The organism is Kosakonia radicincitans DSM 16656, assembly GCF_000280495.2.
GTDB classification, from domain to species: domain Bacteria; phylum Pseudomonadota; class Gammaproteobacteria; order Enterobacterales; family Enterobacteriaceae; genus Kosakonia; species Kosakonia radicincitans.
On record NZ_CP018016.1, the window covers coordinates 5781010 to 5796807 of the forward strand.

Annotated in this window: 16 protein-coding genes; 15 read left to right on the top strand and 1 reads right to left on the bottom strand. The window is 52.6% G+C overall.

Translation table 11 applies throughout. The features are described 5' to 3' along the window. The first annotated feature begins 157 nt into the window (after positions 1-157). Together ravA and viaA are read left to right on the top strand one after the other, a co-directional pair. Complete coding sequence (ravA, locus tag Y71_RS27815; RefSeq protein ID WP_007369359.1) at positions 158-1654, top strand: ATPase RavA; 1497 nt, start codon at positions 158-160, stop codon at positions 1652-1654. After that, positions 1648-3099, top strand: coding sequence for an ATPase RavA stimulator ViaA (gene viaA / locus Y71_RS27820; RefSeq protein ID WP_007369360.1), 1452 nt, complete (start codon positions 1648-1650; stop codon positions 3097-3099). Before ravA ends, viaA begins: the two co-directional genes overlap by 7 nt. Here viaA and asnA read toward each other — a convergent pair. Continuing rightward, the gene (gene asnA, locus Y71_RS27825; RefSeq protein ID WP_007369361.1) at positions 3096-4088 is read right to left on the bottom strand and encodes an aspartate--ammonia ligase; all 993 of its coding nucleotides are present in this window, start codon (positions 4086-4088) and stop codon (positions 3096-3098) included. The genes viaA and asnA overlap by 4 nt on opposite strands. A gap of 150 nt (positions 4089-4238) precedes the next feature. Here asnA and asnC point away from each other — a divergent pair, with 150 nt between their 5' ends. From asnC to Y71_RS27895, 13 genes are all read left to right on the top strand, one after another. Continuing rightward, positions 4239-4697 carry a transcriptional regulator AsnC gene (gene asnC, locus Y71_RS27830; RefSeq protein WP_007369362.1) on the top strand — a complete coding sequence of 153 codons (459 nt, stop codon included), beginning with the start codon at positions 4239-4241 and terminating at the stop codon, positions 4695-4697. A 119-nt stretch (positions 4698-4816) separates the two neighbouring features. Next, entirely contained in the window at positions 4817-5266 is a 450-nt protein-coding gene (gene mioC / locus Y71_RS27835) for an FMN-binding protein MioC (RefSeq protein WP_007369363.1), read from the top strand. 372 nt (positions 5267-5638) lie between these two features. Continuing rightward, positions 5639-7528, top strand: coding sequence for a tRNA uridine-5-carboxymethylaminomethyl(34) synthesis enzyme MnmG (gene mnmG / locus Y71_RS27845; protein WP_007369364.1), 1890 nt, complete (start codon positions 5639-5641; stop codon positions 7526-7528). 94 nt (positions 7529-7622) lie between these two features. Next, positions 7623-8246 (top strand): 16S rRNA (guanine(527)-N(7))-methyltransferase RsmG, encoded by a 624-nt coding sequence (gene rsmG / locus Y71_RS27850; RefSeq protein WP_007369365.1) that lies wholly within the window; start codon positions 7623-7625, stop codon positions 8244-8246. Positions 8247-8863: 617 nt separating this feature from the next. After that, entirely contained in the window at positions 8864-9244 is a 381-nt protein-coding gene (gene atpI / locus Y71_RS27855) for a F0F1 ATP synthase subunit I (protein ID WP_035941962.1), read from the top strand. Between the two features lie 8 nt (positions 9245-9252). Then, positions 9253-10071 (top strand): F0F1 ATP synthase subunit A, encoded by an 819-nt coding sequence (atpB, locus tag Y71_RS27860; protein ID WP_007369367.1) that lies wholly within the window; start codon positions 9253-9255, stop codon positions 10069-10071. 48 nt (positions 10072-10119) lie between these two features. Next, on the top strand, positions 10120-10359 hold the full coding sequence (gene atpE, locus Y71_RS27865) for a F0F1 ATP synthase subunit C (RefSeq protein ID WP_007369368.1): 240 nt from the start codon (positions 10120-10122) through the stop codon (positions 10357-10359). A gap of 58 nt (positions 10360-10417) precedes the next feature. Beyond that, complete coding sequence (atpF, locus tag Y71_RS27870; RefSeq protein WP_007369369.1) at positions 10418-10888, top strand: F0F1 ATP synthase subunit B; 471 nt, start codon at positions 10418-10420, stop codon at positions 10886-10888. 13 nt (positions 10889-10901) lie between these two features. Continuing rightward, positions 10902-11435 carry a F0F1 ATP synthase subunit delta gene (atpH, locus tag Y71_RS27875; RefSeq protein WP_007369370.1) on the top strand — a complete coding sequence of 178 codons (534 nt, stop codon included), beginning with the start codon at positions 10902-10904 and terminating at the stop codon, positions 11433-11435. A gap of 12 nt (positions 11436-11447) precedes the next feature. Continuing rightward, positions 11448-12989 (top strand): F0F1 ATP synthase subunit alpha, encoded by a 1542-nt coding sequence (gene atpA / locus Y71_RS27880; protein ID WP_007369371.1) that lies wholly within the window; start codon positions 11448-11450, stop codon positions 12987-12989. A 50-nt stretch (positions 12990-13039) separates the two neighbouring features. Then, on the top strand, positions 13040-13903 hold the full coding sequence (gene atpG, locus Y71_RS27885; protein ID WP_007369372.1) for a F0F1 ATP synthase subunit gamma: 864 nt from the start codon (positions 13040-13042) through the stop codon (positions 13901-13903). Positions 13904-13929: 26 nt separating this feature from the next. Continuing rightward, positions 13930-15312 (top strand): F0F1 ATP synthase subunit beta, encoded by a 1383-nt coding sequence (gene atpD / locus Y71_RS27890; RefSeq protein ID WP_007369373.1) that lies wholly within the window; start codon positions 13930-13932, stop codon positions 15310-15312. 20 nt (positions 15313-15332) lie between these two features. Beyond that, complete coding sequence (locus Y71_RS27895; protein WP_035886837.1) at positions 15333-15752, top strand: F0F1 ATP synthase subunit epsilon; 420 nt, start codon at positions 15333-15335, stop codon at positions 15750-15752. Positions 15753-15798 lie beyond the last annotated feature (46 nt).

Consider the following 15798-nt stretch of genomic DNA (forward strand, 5'->3'; position numbering starts at 1 on the left):
ATGCACGATTATTTGCAAAATCGTACCCCTAAATGCGGCCACATTAATCTGGCGCAATGAAAATAAAGCCGTTCTTCAGTCTATTACAAGCCCTTTCGGAAACGTCTATACTCGCTTTTGCAAGCCGGATAACACGGCGAAAGGACGCAAATCTATTATGGCTCACTCACATTTATTAGCAGAAAGAATTTCCCGCTTAAGCAGCGCGCTGGAAAAAGGACTCTTTGAGCGTAGCCACGCTATCCGGTTGTGCCTGCTGGCTGCGTTGAGCGGCGAGAGCGTATTTCTTCTTGGCCCGCCAGGCATTGCGAAAAGCCTGATCGCACGTCGCCTGAAATTCGCCTTTAAACATGCCCGCGCCTTTGAATACCTGATGACGCGCTTCTCCACGCCGGAAGAGGTTTTTGGTCCGCTCTCCATTCAGGCGTTAAAAGATGAAGGGCGCTATGAGCGCTTAACTGACGGTTATCTTCCGGAAGCAGAAATCGTGTTTCTGGATGAGATCTGGAAAGCCGGCCCGGCGATCCTCAACACCCTGCTCACCGCCATTAACGAACGTCGCTTCCGTAACGGCGCGAGCGAAGAGAAGATCCCGATGCGTTTGCTGGTGGCCGCCTCGAACGAACTGCCGGAAGCCGACAGCAGCCTCGAAGCGCTGTATGATCGCATGTTAATCCGCCTGTGGCTCGATAAAGTGCAGGAGAAGGGGAATTTCCGCTCCATGCTGGTCAGCCAGCAGGACGAAAACGAAAACCCGGTACCCGCCGAACTGCAAATCACCGACGAGGAATATCAGCGTTGGCAACAGGATATTGGGCTGGTCAAACTGCCCGATCCGGTATTTGAGCTGATCTATACGCTACGCCAGCAGCTCGATGCCTTACCGAATGCGCCGTATGTTTCCGATCGCCGCTGGAAAAAAGCTATCCGCTTATTACAGTCCAGCGCCTTTTTCAGCGGGCGCGATGCGGTTGCCCCCATTGATTTGATCCTGCTGAAAGATTGTCTGTGGCACGATGCCGAAAGCCTGCGTTTGTTGCAGCAGCAACTGGATATTTTGATGACCGGGCACGCATGGCAGCAACAATCGATGCTGACACAGCTCACCAGTATCAATCAGCGTCATATGCAGCTTCAGCAGCAACAAAGCGACAAAACCGCGCTGAAAGTCAGCCGCCAGGGCGGTATGTTCAGCCGCCGTCCGCACTATGATTTACCCGAAGGTCTGAACGAACCGCTGTTAACGCTACTGTTACAGCAGCCGCTAAAATTGCACGATTTACAGGTAATTCACGTCACTATTGAGCGCAATGCGCTGGAGCAGTGGCTGGCGAAAGGCGGTGAAATCCGCGGCAAGCTTAACGGTATCGGTTTTGCGCAACCTTTAAATCTTGAAGTTGATACCTCGCTTCATCTGGTGATCCGCGATGTCAGTTTGCAGGGATCGCGTCTTGCGCTGCCTGGCGCCACTACCGAAAACGTCCCGGAAGAGATAGCCCAACAACTGGAAGCGCTGGATAACACCTGGCACCAGCAGCACACCCGTTTTAGCGAGCAGCAAAAATGCCTGTTCGTCTCTGGCGACTGGTTGGGTCGCATTGAAGCCAGTCTGCAGGACGTCCGCGCACAGATCCAACAGGCGCGTCAATGCTAACGCTGGAAACACTGAATGTGATGCTTACCATCAGCGAAGAGACGCTGGTAGAAGAGCTTATCGTTCTGCTGCTGGCTTCTCCGCAACTGGCGCTGTTTTTTGAAAAATTCCCGCGCTTAAAACATGCGATCACGGAAGATATTCCCCGCTGGCGCGAAGCGCTAAAAAAGCATCTGAAAGAGACCGCTGTGCCGCCGGAACTGGCGGAAGAAGTGCTGAGTTACCAGCAAAGCCAGCTACTCTCAACATCGCAATTTATCGTCCAGTTACCGCAGATCCTGGCATTACTGGAAAAGTTGCATTCGCCTTTTGCCGCCCAGGCACGGCAAATGGTAACGGATAACCCGCAGTTCACACCCGCTTTGCATACCCTCTTTTTGCAGCGCTGGCGTCTGAGCCTTGTCGTGCAAACCACCACCTTTAATCAGCAATTGCTGGAAGAGGAACGCGAGCAGTTGTTGAGTGAGGTGCAGGAGCGCATGACGCTGAGCGGGCAGTTGGAGCCGGTACTGGTCGAAAATGAGAACGCCGCCGGACGCTTGTGGGATATGAGCGCCGGTCAGCTTAAACGCGGCGACTACCAGTTGATCATCAAATATGGCGATTTTCTGAAAGAGCAGCCGGAGCTTCAGCAACTGGCGGAGCAGCTTGGCCGCTCGCGGGAGGCGAAATCAGTGCCGCGTAAAGATGCACCGATGGAAACGTTCCGCATGCTGGTGCGTGAACCGGCAACCGTACCGGAACAGGTCGATGGTTTGCATCAGAGCGATGATATTTTGCGCCTGTTGCCGCCGGAGCTGGCAACGCTCGGCATTACAGAACTGGAATATGAGTTTTACCGGCGGCTGGTGGAAAAGCAGCTGCTCACCTACCGTCTGCACGGCGATGCCTGGCGGGAAAAAGTTACCGAACGCCCGGTGATCCATCAGGATTTTGATGAGCAACCGCGCGGGCCGTTTATCGTCTGCGTTGATACTTCCGGTTCAATGGGCGGGTTTAATGAGCAGTGCGCGAAAGCATTCTGCCTGGCGCTGATGCGCGTGGCGCTGGCGGACAAACGGCGCTGCTTTATTATGCTGTTTTCCAGCGAAGTTGTGCGTTATGAACTGACCAGCGCGCAAGGGCTTGAGCAGGCGATCCGCTTTCTGAGCCAGCGCTTTCGTGGCGGAACCGATCTGGCAAGCTGTTTTCGGGCGATCATTGAACGGATGCAGGGCGGCGAATGGTTTGATGCCGACGCCGTGGTGATCTCGGATTTTATCGCCCAGCGCCTGCCGGACGATATCATTAGCAAAGTGAAAGAGTTGCAGAACGTTCACCAGCACCGCTTCCACGCGGTGGCTATGTCGGTACATGGTAAGCCCGGCATCATGCGTATTTTCGATCACATCTGGCGTTTTGATACCGGGATGCGCAGCCGTCTGCTGCGACGCTGGCGGCGTTAGAGCAGGCCGGAAACCTGCCCGCGAACCATTGCGGGCCACACACCGCACTGTACCTGGCCGATATGCGACAGTTGCAGCAGCAGCATCGTCAGACGCGACTGACCAATACCGCCGCCGATGGTTTGCGGCATCTCACCGCGCAGAAGCGCCTGGTGCCACTCCAGTTGCAACCGATCTTCGTCACCGGTGATCCGCAACTGACGTTTCAATGCCTCCGCATCTACGCGGATCCCCATCGAAGAGAGTTCCAGCGCATCTTCCAGCACCGGGTTCCACACCAGAATATCGCCGTTCAGGCCGCTAAAACCGGCCTCAGCAGGCGTGCTCCAGTCATAATAATCCGGAGCGCGCACATCGTGGCGCTTGCCATCGCTGAGTTTGCCGCCAATCCCCATCAGGAACACAGCGCCCAGTTCTTTCGCAATCGCTTTTTCCCGCCCTTTAGCATCCAGTTCCGGGAAGCGGCTGAGCAGCGTTTCGCTGTGCACAAAATGGATCTGTTCCGGCAGAAACGGTACAAGCCCAAAGGTTTCGCTGACGGCGGCTTCAGTCGCTTTGATCCCGGCCCAGATCGCTTCAACAGTGGATTTCAGCGTTGTAACATGGCGCTCGCCATCGCCCAGCACCCGCTCCCAGTCCCACTGATCAACATAAACGGAGTGAATAGCCGAAAGGCGGTCTTCATCCGGACGCAGGGCTTTCATGTGGGTGTACAAGCCTTCCCCGGCGCTGAAATCATGCTGGCCCAGCGTCTGTCGTTTCCATTTCGCCAGCGAATGCACCACCTCAAAACGGGCATCCGGCAGCGTTTTCACATTAACCTGCACCGCTTTTTCACATCCTGACAGGTTATCCTGCGTGCCATCACCGACGCGGCTGAGAATCGGCGCCTGAACTTCAATCAGGCCCAATTTCTCTTCCAGTTGGCGGGAGAAAAAAGATTTCACGAAGGCGATTTGGCGTTGTCTGGCGATGTAAGCGGTTTTCATTATGTTACTCCTGTCTTCTGTTGCTGATAATTAAGCAACAAAATGCCGCCTCAACTCAATAATCCATAATTAAAAAGGCCAGTACGGTTTTAAATCGATAAAATAAGCGGGTAAAATAGAAAGAATCTCTATCTTTCATAAGAAAACCCTATGGAAAATTATCAGATCGATAATCTGGACCGCGGCATCCTCGACGCTTTAATGGCCAATGCGCGCACCGCTTATGCCGAACTGGCCAAACAATTTGGCGTCAGCCCCGGTACCATTCATGTGCGTGTAGAAAAGATGAAGCAAGCCGGGATCATCACCGGCGCGCGTATCGATGTCAGCCCGAAGCAACTGGGTTACGATGTCTGCTGCTTTATTGGCATCATTTTGAAGAGCGCAAAAGATTACCCTTCAGCGCTGGCGAAACTGGAAAGTCTGGAAGAAGTGACCGAAGCCTATTACACCACCGGCCACTACAGCATCTTTATAAAAGTAATGTGTCGATCCATCGATGCCCTGCAGCAGGTACTTATCAACAAGATCCAAACAATTGATGAAATTCAGTCCACGGAAACATTGATCTCCCTGCAAAACCCTATCATGCGTACGATCCGCCCTTAACAGGGCGTTTTTCTCCTTCCTTAATACCCATATTGTCCACAGGTAGATCCCAGGCCTTTCACAGCGTACAATACGCCTCACTTTGTCGCCGGATGGCGAATAAACGGAGCGGGGTTTTCATGGCGGATATTACTCTTATTAGCGGCAGCACCCTCGGCGGTGCGGAATATGTGGCGGAACACCTGGCTGAAAAGCTGGAAGATGCCGGTTATAGCACCGAGACGCTGCACGGCCCGCTATTAGAGGATCTTTCTCCGCAGGGCATCTGGCTGGTTATCAGTTCCACCCATGGTGCCGGCGATCTGCCTGAGAACCTGCAGCCGTTTTTAGACGATCTACAGGAACAGAAGCCGGATCTCGCGCAGGTGCGCTTTGGCGCGATCGGCATCGGCAGTCGCGAATATGACACCTTCTGCCAGGCAATCGAGAAGATTGAGGACGCGTTGAAGGCAAATGGCGCGAAACAGATCGGTGAAACACTGAAGATCAACATTCTTGAACACGATATTCCGGAGGATCCAGCAGAAGAATGGCTGGGATCCTGGAAAAATTTACTCAAGAACGATTAAAGATCGCGCGATCAGTTGTGGATAACTGTGCTTAAAAGGCCTTATTAACCGGTAGTTATCCCATGAACAACTCTTGTTTAGTTTTCAGCCTGTGTATAAACAGGCATTCTGATCCCAGCTTATACGGTTCAGGATCACCGATCATTCACAGCTAATGATCCTCTCTAATAAATTGATCTTACAGCGATGATCCGGGTTATCCACAAGACATCGCGATCCTAATAAGAGATCACAATAGAACAGATCTCTCTATATAAAAGATCTTCTTTTTAATACCCGGGATCCGGATCTTTCTCACTGGGCTAAAGTTGAGTAGAATCCACGGCCCGGGCTTCAATCCAATTTCTAACCGCTTAGGCGAGGCATACCACCATGTTTTATCCGGATCCTTTTGACGTCATTATCATTGGCGGGGGTCATGCAGGTACTGAGGCCGCGATGGCTGCAGCACGTATGGGTCAACAGACTCTGCTTTTGACACACAATATCGACACGCTGGGGCAGATGAGCTGCAACCCGGCGATCGGCGGTATTGGGAAAGGACACCTGGTAAAAGAAGTGGATGCGCTCGGCGGGCTGATGGCGAAAGCGATCGACCAGGCGGGCATTCAGTTTAGGATACTAAACGCAAGCAAAGGCCCGGCGGTGCGCGCCACTCGTGCGCAGGCAGACCGTGTGCTTTACCGTCAGGCGGTACGCACCGCTCTGGAAAACCAGCCGAACCTGATGATCTTCCAGCAGGCGGTTGAAGATCTGATCGTGGAAAACGATCGCGTTGTTGGCGCAGTTACCCAGATGGGGCTGAAATTCCGCGCTAAAGCTGTGGTACTGACGGTCGGGACATTCCTTGACGGTAAAATCCACATCGGCCTTGATAACTACAGCGGTGGCCGCGCTGGCGATCCGCCGTCTATTCCGCTCTCGCGTCGCCTGCGTGAACTGCCGTTGCGTGTCAGCCGCCTGAAAACCGGTACGCCGCCGCGGATTGACGCCCGTACCATCGACTTCAGCGTTCTGGCGCAGCAGCACGGGGATAACCCGATGCCGGTATTCTCGTTTATGGGTAATGCCGCGCAGCATCCGCGTCAGGTACCGTGCTATGTCACGCACACCAATGAAAAAACCCATGACGTGATCCGTAATAACCTCGATCGTAGCCCGATGTACGCTGGCGTGATCGAAGGGATCGGCCCGCGTTACTGCCCGTCGATCGAAGACAAAGTGATGCGCTTTGCCGATCGCAACCAGCATCAGATCTTCCTGGAGCCGGAAGGGCTGACCTCCAACGAAATTTATCCGAACGGTATCTCCACCAGCTTGCCGTTCGATGTGCAGATGCAAATCGTCCGTTCCATGCAGGGGATGGAAAACGCGAAGATCGTACGCCCTGGCTATGCCATTGAGTACGATTTCTTTGACCCGCGTGATTTGAAGCCGACGCTGGAAAGCAAATACATCCATGGCCTGTTCTTTGCCGGCCAGATTAACGGTACCACTGGTTACGAAGAAGCTGCTGCGCAAGGGCTGCTGGCCGGTCTGAACGCCGGGCGCTTCTCTGCTGAAAAAGAGGGCTGGGCGCCGCGTCGCGACCAGGCTTACCTCGGTGTGCTGGTGGACGATCTCTGCACGCTCGGCACCAAAGAACCGTACCGCATGTTCACCTCCCGCGCGGAATATCGTCTGATGCTGCGTGAAGATAACGCCGACCTGCGTCTGACCGAAGCTGGTCGAGAGCTGGGTCTGGTGGACGATGAACGCTGGGCGCGCTTTAACGAGAAGCTGGAAACGATTGAACGTGAACGCCAGCGTCTGAAATCGCAGTGGGTTTCACCATCATCGGAACATGCTCCGGCGGTGAATGCGCACCTGACTGCGCCATTATCGCGTGAAGCCAGCGGTGAAGATCTGCTGCGTCGCCCGGAAATGACTTATGAACAACTGGTACAGTTGACACCGTTCGCGCCGGGTCTTGATGACCAGCAGGCGGCTGAACAGGTTGAAATCCAGGTGAAATACGAAGGTTACATTGCACGCCAGCAGGATGAGATCGAAAAACAACAGCGCAATGAAAACACTTTGTTGCCGGCATCGCTGGATTACCGTCAGGTGAATGGCCTGTCCAACGAAGTGATCGCCAAACTTAACGATCACAAACCTTCCTCGATCGGTCAGGCATCCCGTATCTCAGGCATCACGCCAGCGGCTATTTCCATTTTGCTGGTATGGCTGAAAAAACAAGGTATGCTGCGCCGCAGCGCTTAATAGTATTGCCCGGCAGTGCTTGCCGGGCCGATTGAACTTTTAGGACGGGCCGCATCGCGCTGCCCGCCGCTTAGTATCTCAACAGGTATTCACTGTGCTCAATAAACTCTCTCGTCTGCTGGATGAAGCAGGCATTTCGTTGTCGGTTGAACAGCAGAAACAGCTGGTGGCCTATGTCGAACTGCTGCACAAATGGAACAAGGCCTATAACCTGACCTCTGTGCGCGATCCGAACGAGATGCTCATCCGCCATATTCTCGACAGCATTGTCGTTGCGCCGTACCTGCAAGGGACACGTTTTATCGATGTTGGTACAGGGCCTGGTTTGCCGGGGATCCCGCTTTCAATCGTCCGTCCTGAATCCCATTTCACACTGCTCGACAGCCTGGGGAAACGCGTTCGTTTCTTACGCCAGGTGCAGCATGAGCTGAAATTGAGCAACGTTGAGCCGGTTCAGAGCCGCGTTGAAGATTTCCCGGGCGAACCGCCCTTTGACGGTGTGATTAGCCGCGCCTTTGCCTCGCTGAATGATATGGTGAACTGGTGTCACCATTTGCCGGGTGAAGAGGGGCGTTTCTACGCGCTTAAAGGTCTGGTGCCGGAAGATGAGATCGCGCTGTTACCTGCGGAGTTAGCCGTTGAAGCTATTGTTAAACTGAATGTTCCGCACCTGGAAGGCGAACGTCATCTGGTGATCGTTAAGCCAAATAAAGTTTAATTTTTATCAAAAAATGTATCTTTCGTGCTGTTGCTTAGATGTTAAAAAACGAAGGAAAAAAGGGCGATACGTTCAGTTACATTTCACCGTCTTGTTACCAGGATTTTTCTGACATTTAACGTCCAGAATTTGATTCATGGAAATAATAGTCAACAGCGAAAATATCAGCCCGCTAAAAGTCGGCAGGTAGAATGAAATACGGATGTAAAATAATTATTATAAATGTCAATGGAAGGTTTTCGATGTATAGGCAGGTGTTTTAAAAAGAGTTGTGATAAATCGTCTTGAATATCATAAAGTTGAAAAGTGGTAATTTCTTTGCGTGATTAACCCTGCAGACGCATAAATGTTTAATTTGTGACCGAGTGCACGCTTTGTTGTTGGGTTTTTGGTGTTATTCGCACTTTTGCCCGACAGTTCACAGTTTCCTCAAAAGTTTAAAAATAGCGCTCGGGAAAAATATTTAAACATTTATTCACCTTTTTGCTACTTATTGTTTGAAATCACGGGGCCGCACCGTATAATTTGACCGCTTTTTGATGCTTGACTCCGGACCATAAAGAACGTTTTATACGACACGCGGCATACCTCAAAGGGAGCAGGAGTTAAGAAACGTCATGTCTGTGTCGCTTTATAGTCGAAACGTTGCTCGCAAGCTTCTGCTTATTCAGTTTCTGGCGGTAATGGCAAGTGGATTGCTGTTTAGCCTCAAAGACCCCTTCTGGGGCATTTCCGCCGTGTGCGGAGGTATGGCAGTCTTACTGCCGAATATGTTTTTTATGATTTTTGCCTGGCGTCATCAGGCGCATACACCTGCTAAAGGCCGCGTGGCCTGGACCTTCGCCTTCGGTGAAGCGCTCAAGGTGTTGGTAACATTCTTGTTACTGGTGGTGGCGCTGGGGGTTTTTAAGGTGGCTTTTTTGCCGCTGATAGTCACGTGGGTTTCGGTGCTGGTTGTTCAGATACTGGCACCCGCTGTAATTAACAACAAAGGGTAAGAGGCATCATGTCTGCAGGAGAAATCTCTACACCACAGGAGTACATAGGTCACCATCTGAATAACCTTCAGATTGATCTTCGTACCTTCTCGATGGTGGATCCGCATAACCCCCCGGCCACCTTCTGGACGCTGAATATCGACTCCATGTTTTTCTCGGTGGTACTGGGTCTGTTGTTCCTGGTGATGTTCCGTAGCGTAGCGAAAAAAGCCACCAGCGGTGTCCCAGGGAAATTCCAGACGGCGATTGAGCTGGTGATTGGTTTTGTTCATGGTAGCGTTAAAGACATGTACCACGGCAAAAGCAAGCTTATCGCGCCACTGGCCCTGACGATTTTCGTTTGGGTATTCCTGATGAACCTGATGGATTTGCTGCCTATCGACCTGCTCCCGTACATCGCTGAACATGTACTGGGTCTGCCTGCGCTGCGCGTGGTGCCGTCTGCTGACGTCAACATCACCCTGTCTATGGCGTTGGGCGTATTTATCCTGATTCTGTTCTACAGCATCAAAATGAAGGGTATTGGCGGTTTCGCTAAAGAGCTGACTCTCCAGCCGTTCAACCATCCGGTATTTATTCCGGTAAACCTTATCCTTGAGGGCGTGAGCCTGCTGTCCAAACCGGTTTCTCTCGGTCTGCGACTGTTCGGCAACATGTACGCGGGTGAGTTGATTTTCATTCTGATCGCAGGTCTTCTGCCGTGGTGGTCACAGTGGATTCTGAATGTGCCATGGGCCATTTTCCACATCCTGATTATTACGCTGCAAGCCTTTATCTTCATGGTTCTGACGATTGTCTATCTGTCGATGGCATCTGAAGAGCATTGATTTTTAACAACACTACTACGTTTTAACTGAAACAAACTGGAGACTGTCATGGAAAACCTGAATATGGATCTGCTGTACTTGGCTGCCGCTGTGATGATGGGTCTGGCGGCAATCGGTGCTGCGATCGGTATCGGCATCCTCGGGGGTAAATTCCTGGAAGGCGCAGCGCGTCAACCGGATCTGATTCCTCTGCTGCGTACTCAGTTCTTTATCGTAATGGGTCTGGTGGATGCTATCCCGATGATCGCTGTAGGTCTGGGTCTGTACGTGATGTTTGCTGTCGCGTAGTAAGGGTTGCTTTACAAGCAATTGTTTAGAACGTTAACCAGATAAGAGGCATTGTGCTGTGAATCTAAACGCAACAATCCTCGGCCAGGCCATCGCGTTTGTCCTGTTCGTTCTGTTCTGCATGAAGTATGTATGGCCGCCGTTAATGGCTGCCATCGAAAAACGTCAGAAAGAAATTGCTGACGGTCTTGCTTCCGCAGAACGAGCTAAAAAGGATTTGGATCTTGCACAGGCCAATGCGACCGACCAGCTGAAAAAAGCGAAAGCTGAAGCTCAGGTTATCATTGAACAGGCGAACAAACGCCGTGCTCAGATCCTGGATGAAGCGAAAGCAGAAGCCGAGCAGGAACGTAACAAAATCGTCGCGCAAGCGCAGGCTGAAATCGATGCCGAGCGTAAACGTGCGCGCGAAGAGCTGCGTAAACAGGTGGCTCTGCTGGCAGTAGCCGGCGCCGAGAAGATCATCGAACGTTCCGTGGATGAAGCTGCTAACAGCGACATCGTGAATAAACTGGTCGCTGAACTGTAAGGAGGAGGGGCTGATGTCTGAATTTGTAACGGTAGCTCGCCCCTACGCCAAAGCAGCTTTTGACTTTGCCGTCGAAAACCAGAGCGTTGACCGCTGGCAGGATATGCTGGCGTTCGCTGCCGAGGTGACGAAAAATGAACACATGGCCGAGCTTCTCTCTGGTGCTTTAGCGCCGGAAACGCTCGCTAAGTCGTTTATCGCAGTCTGTGGGGAGCAACTTGACGACAAAGGTCAGAACCTGATTCGGGTGATGGCTGAAAACGGTCGTATCAAGGTGCTTCCTGATGTTCTTGAGCAGTTTATTCAATTGCGTGCAGCCAGCGAGGCTATTGCAGAAGTCGATGTGACTTCTGCAACTGCACTGAGTGAAGAACAGCTTTCGAAAATCAGCGCCGCGATGGAAAAACGTCTGTCACGCAAAGTGAAGCTGAATTGCAATATCGATAAGTCTGTAATGGCAGGCGTAATCATCCGTGCGGGTGATATGGTCATTGATGGCAGCGTTCGCGGCCGTCTTGAGCGCCTTGCAGACGTCTTGCAGTCTTAAGGGGACTGGAGCATGCAACTGAATTCCACCGAAATCAGCGAACTGATCAAGCAGCGCATTGCTCAGTTCAGTGTTGTGAGTGAAGCTCACAACGAAGGTACTATTGTTTCTGTAAGCGACGGTGTTATCCGTATCCACGGCCTGGCCGATTGTATGCAGGGTGAAATGATCTCCCTGCCGGGTAACCGTTACGCTATCGCACTGAACCTGGAGCGCGACTCCGTGGGTGCAGTTGTGATGGGTCCGTATGCTGACCTCGCCGAAGGCATGAAGGTTAAGTGTACTGGCCGTATTCTCGAAGTTCCGGTTGGCCGTGGCCTGCTGGGTCGCGTGGTGAACACCCTGGGTGCGCCAATCGACGGTAAAGGTCCGGTTGATAATGACGGCTTCGCTGCCGTAGAAGCTATCGCACCGGGCGTTATCGATCGTCAATCCGTTGATCAGCCGGTACAGACCGGTTATAAATCCGTTGACGCCATGATCCCAATCGGTCGTGGTCAGCGTGAATTGATCATCGGCGACCGTCAGACCGGTAAAACTGCGCTGGCAATCGATGCCATCATCAACCAGCGTGATTCCGGCATTAAATGTATCTACGTTGCTATCGGCCAGAAAGCATCCACCATCTCTAACGTGGTGCGTAAGCTGGAAGAGCACGGCGCGCTGTCTAACACCATCGTTGTTGTGGCAACCGCGTCTGAATCCGCAGCACTGCAATACCTGGCTCCGTATGCCGGTTGCGCAATGGGCGAATATTTCCGCGATCGCGGCGAAGATGCGCTGATCATTTATGATGACCTGTCTAAACAGGCAGTCGCATACCGTCAGATCTCCCTGCTGCTCCGTCGTCCGCCTGGACGTGAAGCATTCCCGGGCGACGTATTCTACCTCCACTCCCGTCTGCTGGAACGTGCTGCGCGTGTTAACGTGGAATACGTTGAAAGCTTCACTAAAGGTGAAGTGAAAGGTAAAACCGGTTCTCTGACCGCGTTGCCGATTATCGAAACGCAAGCTGGTGACGTTTCCGCGTTCGTTCCGACTAACGTAATTTCTATTACCGATGGTCAGATCTTCCTGGAATCCAACCTGTTTAACGCCGGTATTCGTCCTGCGGTAAACCCGGGTATTTCCGTATCCCGTGTAGGTGGTGCAGCGCAGACCAAGATCATGAAAAAACTGTCCGGTGGTATTCGTACCGCTCTGGCACAGTATCGTGAGCTGGCAGCGTTCTCTCAGTTTGCTTCCGACCTTGACGATGCAACTCGTAAACAGCTCGACCACGGTCAGAAAGTGACCGAGTTGCTGAAACAGAAACAGTATGCGCCGATGTCTGTCGCGCAGCAGGCTCTGGTTCTGTTCGCGGCTGAACGCGGTTACCTGGCGGATGTTGAACTGGCGAAAATCGGTAGCTTTGAAGCCGCTCTGCTGGCTTACGTTGACCGTGACCACGCTCCGCTGATGCAAGAGATCAACCAGACCGGTGGCTATAACGACGAGATCGAAGGCAAGCTGAAAGGCATCCTCGACTCCTTTAAAGCAACCCAGTCCTGGTAACGTCTGGCGGCTTGCCTTAGGGCAGGCCGCAAGGCATTGAGGAGAAGCTCATGGCCGGCGCAAAAGAGATACGTAGTAAGATCGCAAGCGTCCAGAACACGCAAAAGATCACTAAAGCGATGGAGATGGTCGCCGCTTCCAAAATGCGTAAATCGCAGGACAGAATGGCGGCCAGCCGTCCTTATGCAGATACCATGCGCAAAGTGATTGGTCACCTTGCTCACGGTAATCTGGAATATAAGCACCCTTACCTGGAAGAACGCGACGTTAAACGCGTGGGCTACCTGGTGGTGTCGACCGACCGTGGTCTGTGCGGCGGCTTGAACATTAACCTGTTCAAAAAGCTGCTGGCGGATATGAAAGCATGGTCCGATAAAGGCGTTCAGAGCGAACTCGCAATGATCGGCTCCAAGGGCGTAGCGTTCTTTAATTCCGTCGGTGCGAACGTTGTCGCGCAGGTGACAGGTATGGGGGATAACCCTTCCCTGTCCGAACTGATTGGACCGGTAAAAGTGATGTTGCAGGCCTATGACGAAGGCCGTCTGGACAAGCTTTATATTGTCAGCAACAAATTTATCAACACCATGTCTCAGGTGCCAACCATCACCCAACTGCTGCCGCTGCCGGCTTCAGAGGATGAAGGCTTGAAGCATAAAGCCTGGGATTATCTGTATGAACCAGACCCGAAAGCGCTGCTGGATACCCTGCTGCGTCGTTACGTCGAGTCTCAGGTTTATCAGGGTGTTGTGGAAAACCTGGCCAGCGAGCAGGCCGCACGTATGGTGGCGATGAAAGCCGCAACCGATAATGGTGGCAGCCTGATTAAAGAGCTGCAGTTGGTATACAACAAGGCTCGTCAGGCCAGCATTACTCAGGAACTCACCGAGATCGTCGGTGGTGCATCCGCGGTATAACCAGGTTAATTCGTAGAGGATTCAAGATGGCTACTGGAAAAATTGTCCAGGTAATCGGCGCCGTGGTTGACGTCGAATTCCCTCAGGATGCCGTACCGCGTGTGTACGATGCTCTTGAGGTGCAAAATGGTAATGAGCGTCTGGTGCTGGAAGTTCAGCAGCAGCTCGGCGGCGGTATCGTACGTACCATCGCAATGGGTTCCTCCGACGGTCTGCGTCGCGGTCTGGAAGTTAAAGACCTCGAGCACCCGATCGAAGTCCCGGTAGGTAAAGCAACACTGGGTCGTATCATGAACGTACTGGGTGAACCAGTAGACATGAAAGGCGACATCGGTGAGGAAGAGCGTTGGGCTATCCACCGCGCAGCACCGACCTATGAAGAGTTGTCAAACTCTCAGGAACTGCTGGAAACCGGTATCAAAGTTATCGACCTGATGTGTCCGTTTGCTAAGGGCGGTAAAGTTGGTCTGTTCGGTGGTGCGGGTGTAGGTAAAACCGTAAACATGATGGAGTTGATCCGTAACATCGCGATCGAGCACTCCGGTTACTCTGTGTTTGCGGGCGTGGGTGAACGTACTCGTGAGGGTAACGACTTCTACCACGAAATGACCGACTCCAACGTTATCGACAAAGTATCCCTGGTGTATGGCCAGATGAACGAGCCGCCGGGAAACCGTCTGCGCGTTGCGCTGACCGGTCTGACCATGGCAGAGAAATTCCGTGACGAAGGTCGTGACGTTCTGCTGTTCGTCGACAACATTTACCGTTATACCCTCGCCGGTACTGAAGTATCCGCACTGCTGGGCCGTATGCCTTCAGCTGTAGGTTACCAGCCGACGCTGGCAGAAGAGATGGGCGTGCTGCAGGAGCGTATTACCTCCACCAAAACCGGCTCCATCACCTCTGTTCAGGCGGTATACGTACCTGCGGATGACTTGACTGACCCGTCTCCGGCAACCACCTTTGCGCACCTTGACGCAACCGTGGTACTGAGCCGTCAGATCGCGTCTCTGGGTATCTACCCGGCCGTTGACCCGCTGGATTCCACCAGCCGTCAGTTGGATCCGCTGGTTGTTGGCCAGGAACACTATGATGTTGCGCGTGGCGTTCAGTCTCTGCTGCAACGTTATCAGGAACTGAAAGACATCATCGCCATCCTGGGTATGGATGAACTGTCTGAAGACGACAAACTGGTGGTAGCTCGCGCGCGTAAGATCCAGCGCTTCCTGTCCCAGCCGTTCTTCGTAGCGGAAGTATTCACCGGTTCTCCGGGTAAATACGTTTCCCTGAAAGACACCATCCGTGGCTTTAAAGGCATCATGGAAGGCGAATACGATCACCTGCCGGAGCAGGCGTTCTACATGGTCGGTTCCATCGACGAAGTCGTGGAAAAAGCCAAAAAACTTTAACGCCTTAATCGGAGGGTGATATGGCAATGACTTACCACCTGGACGTCGTCAGCGCAGAGTTACAAATGTTCTCTGGTCTGGTCGAAAAAATCCAGGTAACGGGTAGCGAAGGTGAACTGGGGATTTACCCGGGTCACGCGCCGCTGCTCACCGCCATTAAGCCTGGTATGATCCGCATCGTGAAACAGCACGGTCATGAAGAGTTTATCTATCTGTCCGGCGGCATTCTTGAAGTGCAGCCTGGCACAGTGACCGTTCTGGCTGATACTGCTATTCGTGGTCAGGATCTCGACGAAGCGCGAGCCCTGGAATCGAAACGCAAAGCAGAAGAGCACATTAAAGCTTCTCACGGTGACGTGGATTACGCTCAGGCGTCTGCGGAACTGGCGAAAGCTATCGCGAAACTGCGTGTTATCGAGTTGACCAAAAAAGCGATGTAACACCGGCTTGAACCTAAAAGGCCAGTCTGATTTCCAGGCTGGCTTT

Coding starts and splice junctions, on each gene's coding strand:
- ravA (WP_007369359.1), top strand. CDS start 158: ATGGCTCACTCACATTTATTAGCAGAAAGAATTTCCCGCTTAAGCAGC.
- viaA (WP_007369360.1), top strand. CDS start 1,648: ATGCTAACGCTGGAAACACTGAATGTGATGCTTACCATCAGCGAAGAG.
- asnA (WP_007369361.1), bottom strand. CDS start 4,088: ATGAAAACCGCTTACATCGCCAGACAACGCCAAATCGCCTTCGTGAAA.
- asnC (WP_007369362.1), top strand. CDS start 4,239: ATGGAAAATTATCAGATCGATAATCTGGACCGCGGCATCCTCGACGCT.
- mioC (WP_007369363.1), top strand. CDS start 4,817: ATGGCGGATATTACTCTTATTAGCGGCAGCACCCTCGGCGGTGCGGAA.
- mnmG (WP_007369364.1), top strand. CDS start 5,639: ATGTTTTATCCGGATCCTTTTGACGTCATTATCATTGGCGGGGGTCAT.
- atpI (WP_035941962.1), top strand. CDS start 8,864: ATGTCTGTGTCGCTTTATAGTCGAAACGTTGCTCGCAAGCTTCTGCTT.
- atpB (WP_007369367.1), top strand. CDS start 9,253: ATGTCTGCAGGAGAAATCTCTACACCACAGGAGTACATAGGTCACCAT.
- atpE (WP_007369368.1), top strand. CDS start 10,120: ATGGAAAACCTGAATATGGATCTGCTGTACTTGGCTGCCGCTGTGATG.
- atpH (WP_007369370.1), top strand. CDS start 10,902: ATGTCTGAATTTGTAACGGTAGCTCGCCCCTACGCCAAAGCAGCTTTT.
- atpA (WP_007369371.1), top strand. CDS start 11,448: ATGCAACTGAATTCCACCGAAATCAGCGAACTGATCAAGCAGCGCATT.
- atpG (WP_007369372.1), top strand. CDS start 13,040: ATGGCCGGCGCAAAAGAGATACGTAGTAAGATCGCAAGCGTCCAGAAC.
- atpD (WP_007369373.1), top strand. CDS start 13,930: ATGGCTACTGGAAAAATTGTCCAGGTAATCGGCGCCGTGGTTGACGTC.
- Y71_RS27895 (WP_035886837.1), top strand. CDS start 15,333: ATGGCAATGACTTACCACCTGGACGTCGTCAGCGCAGAGTTACAAATG.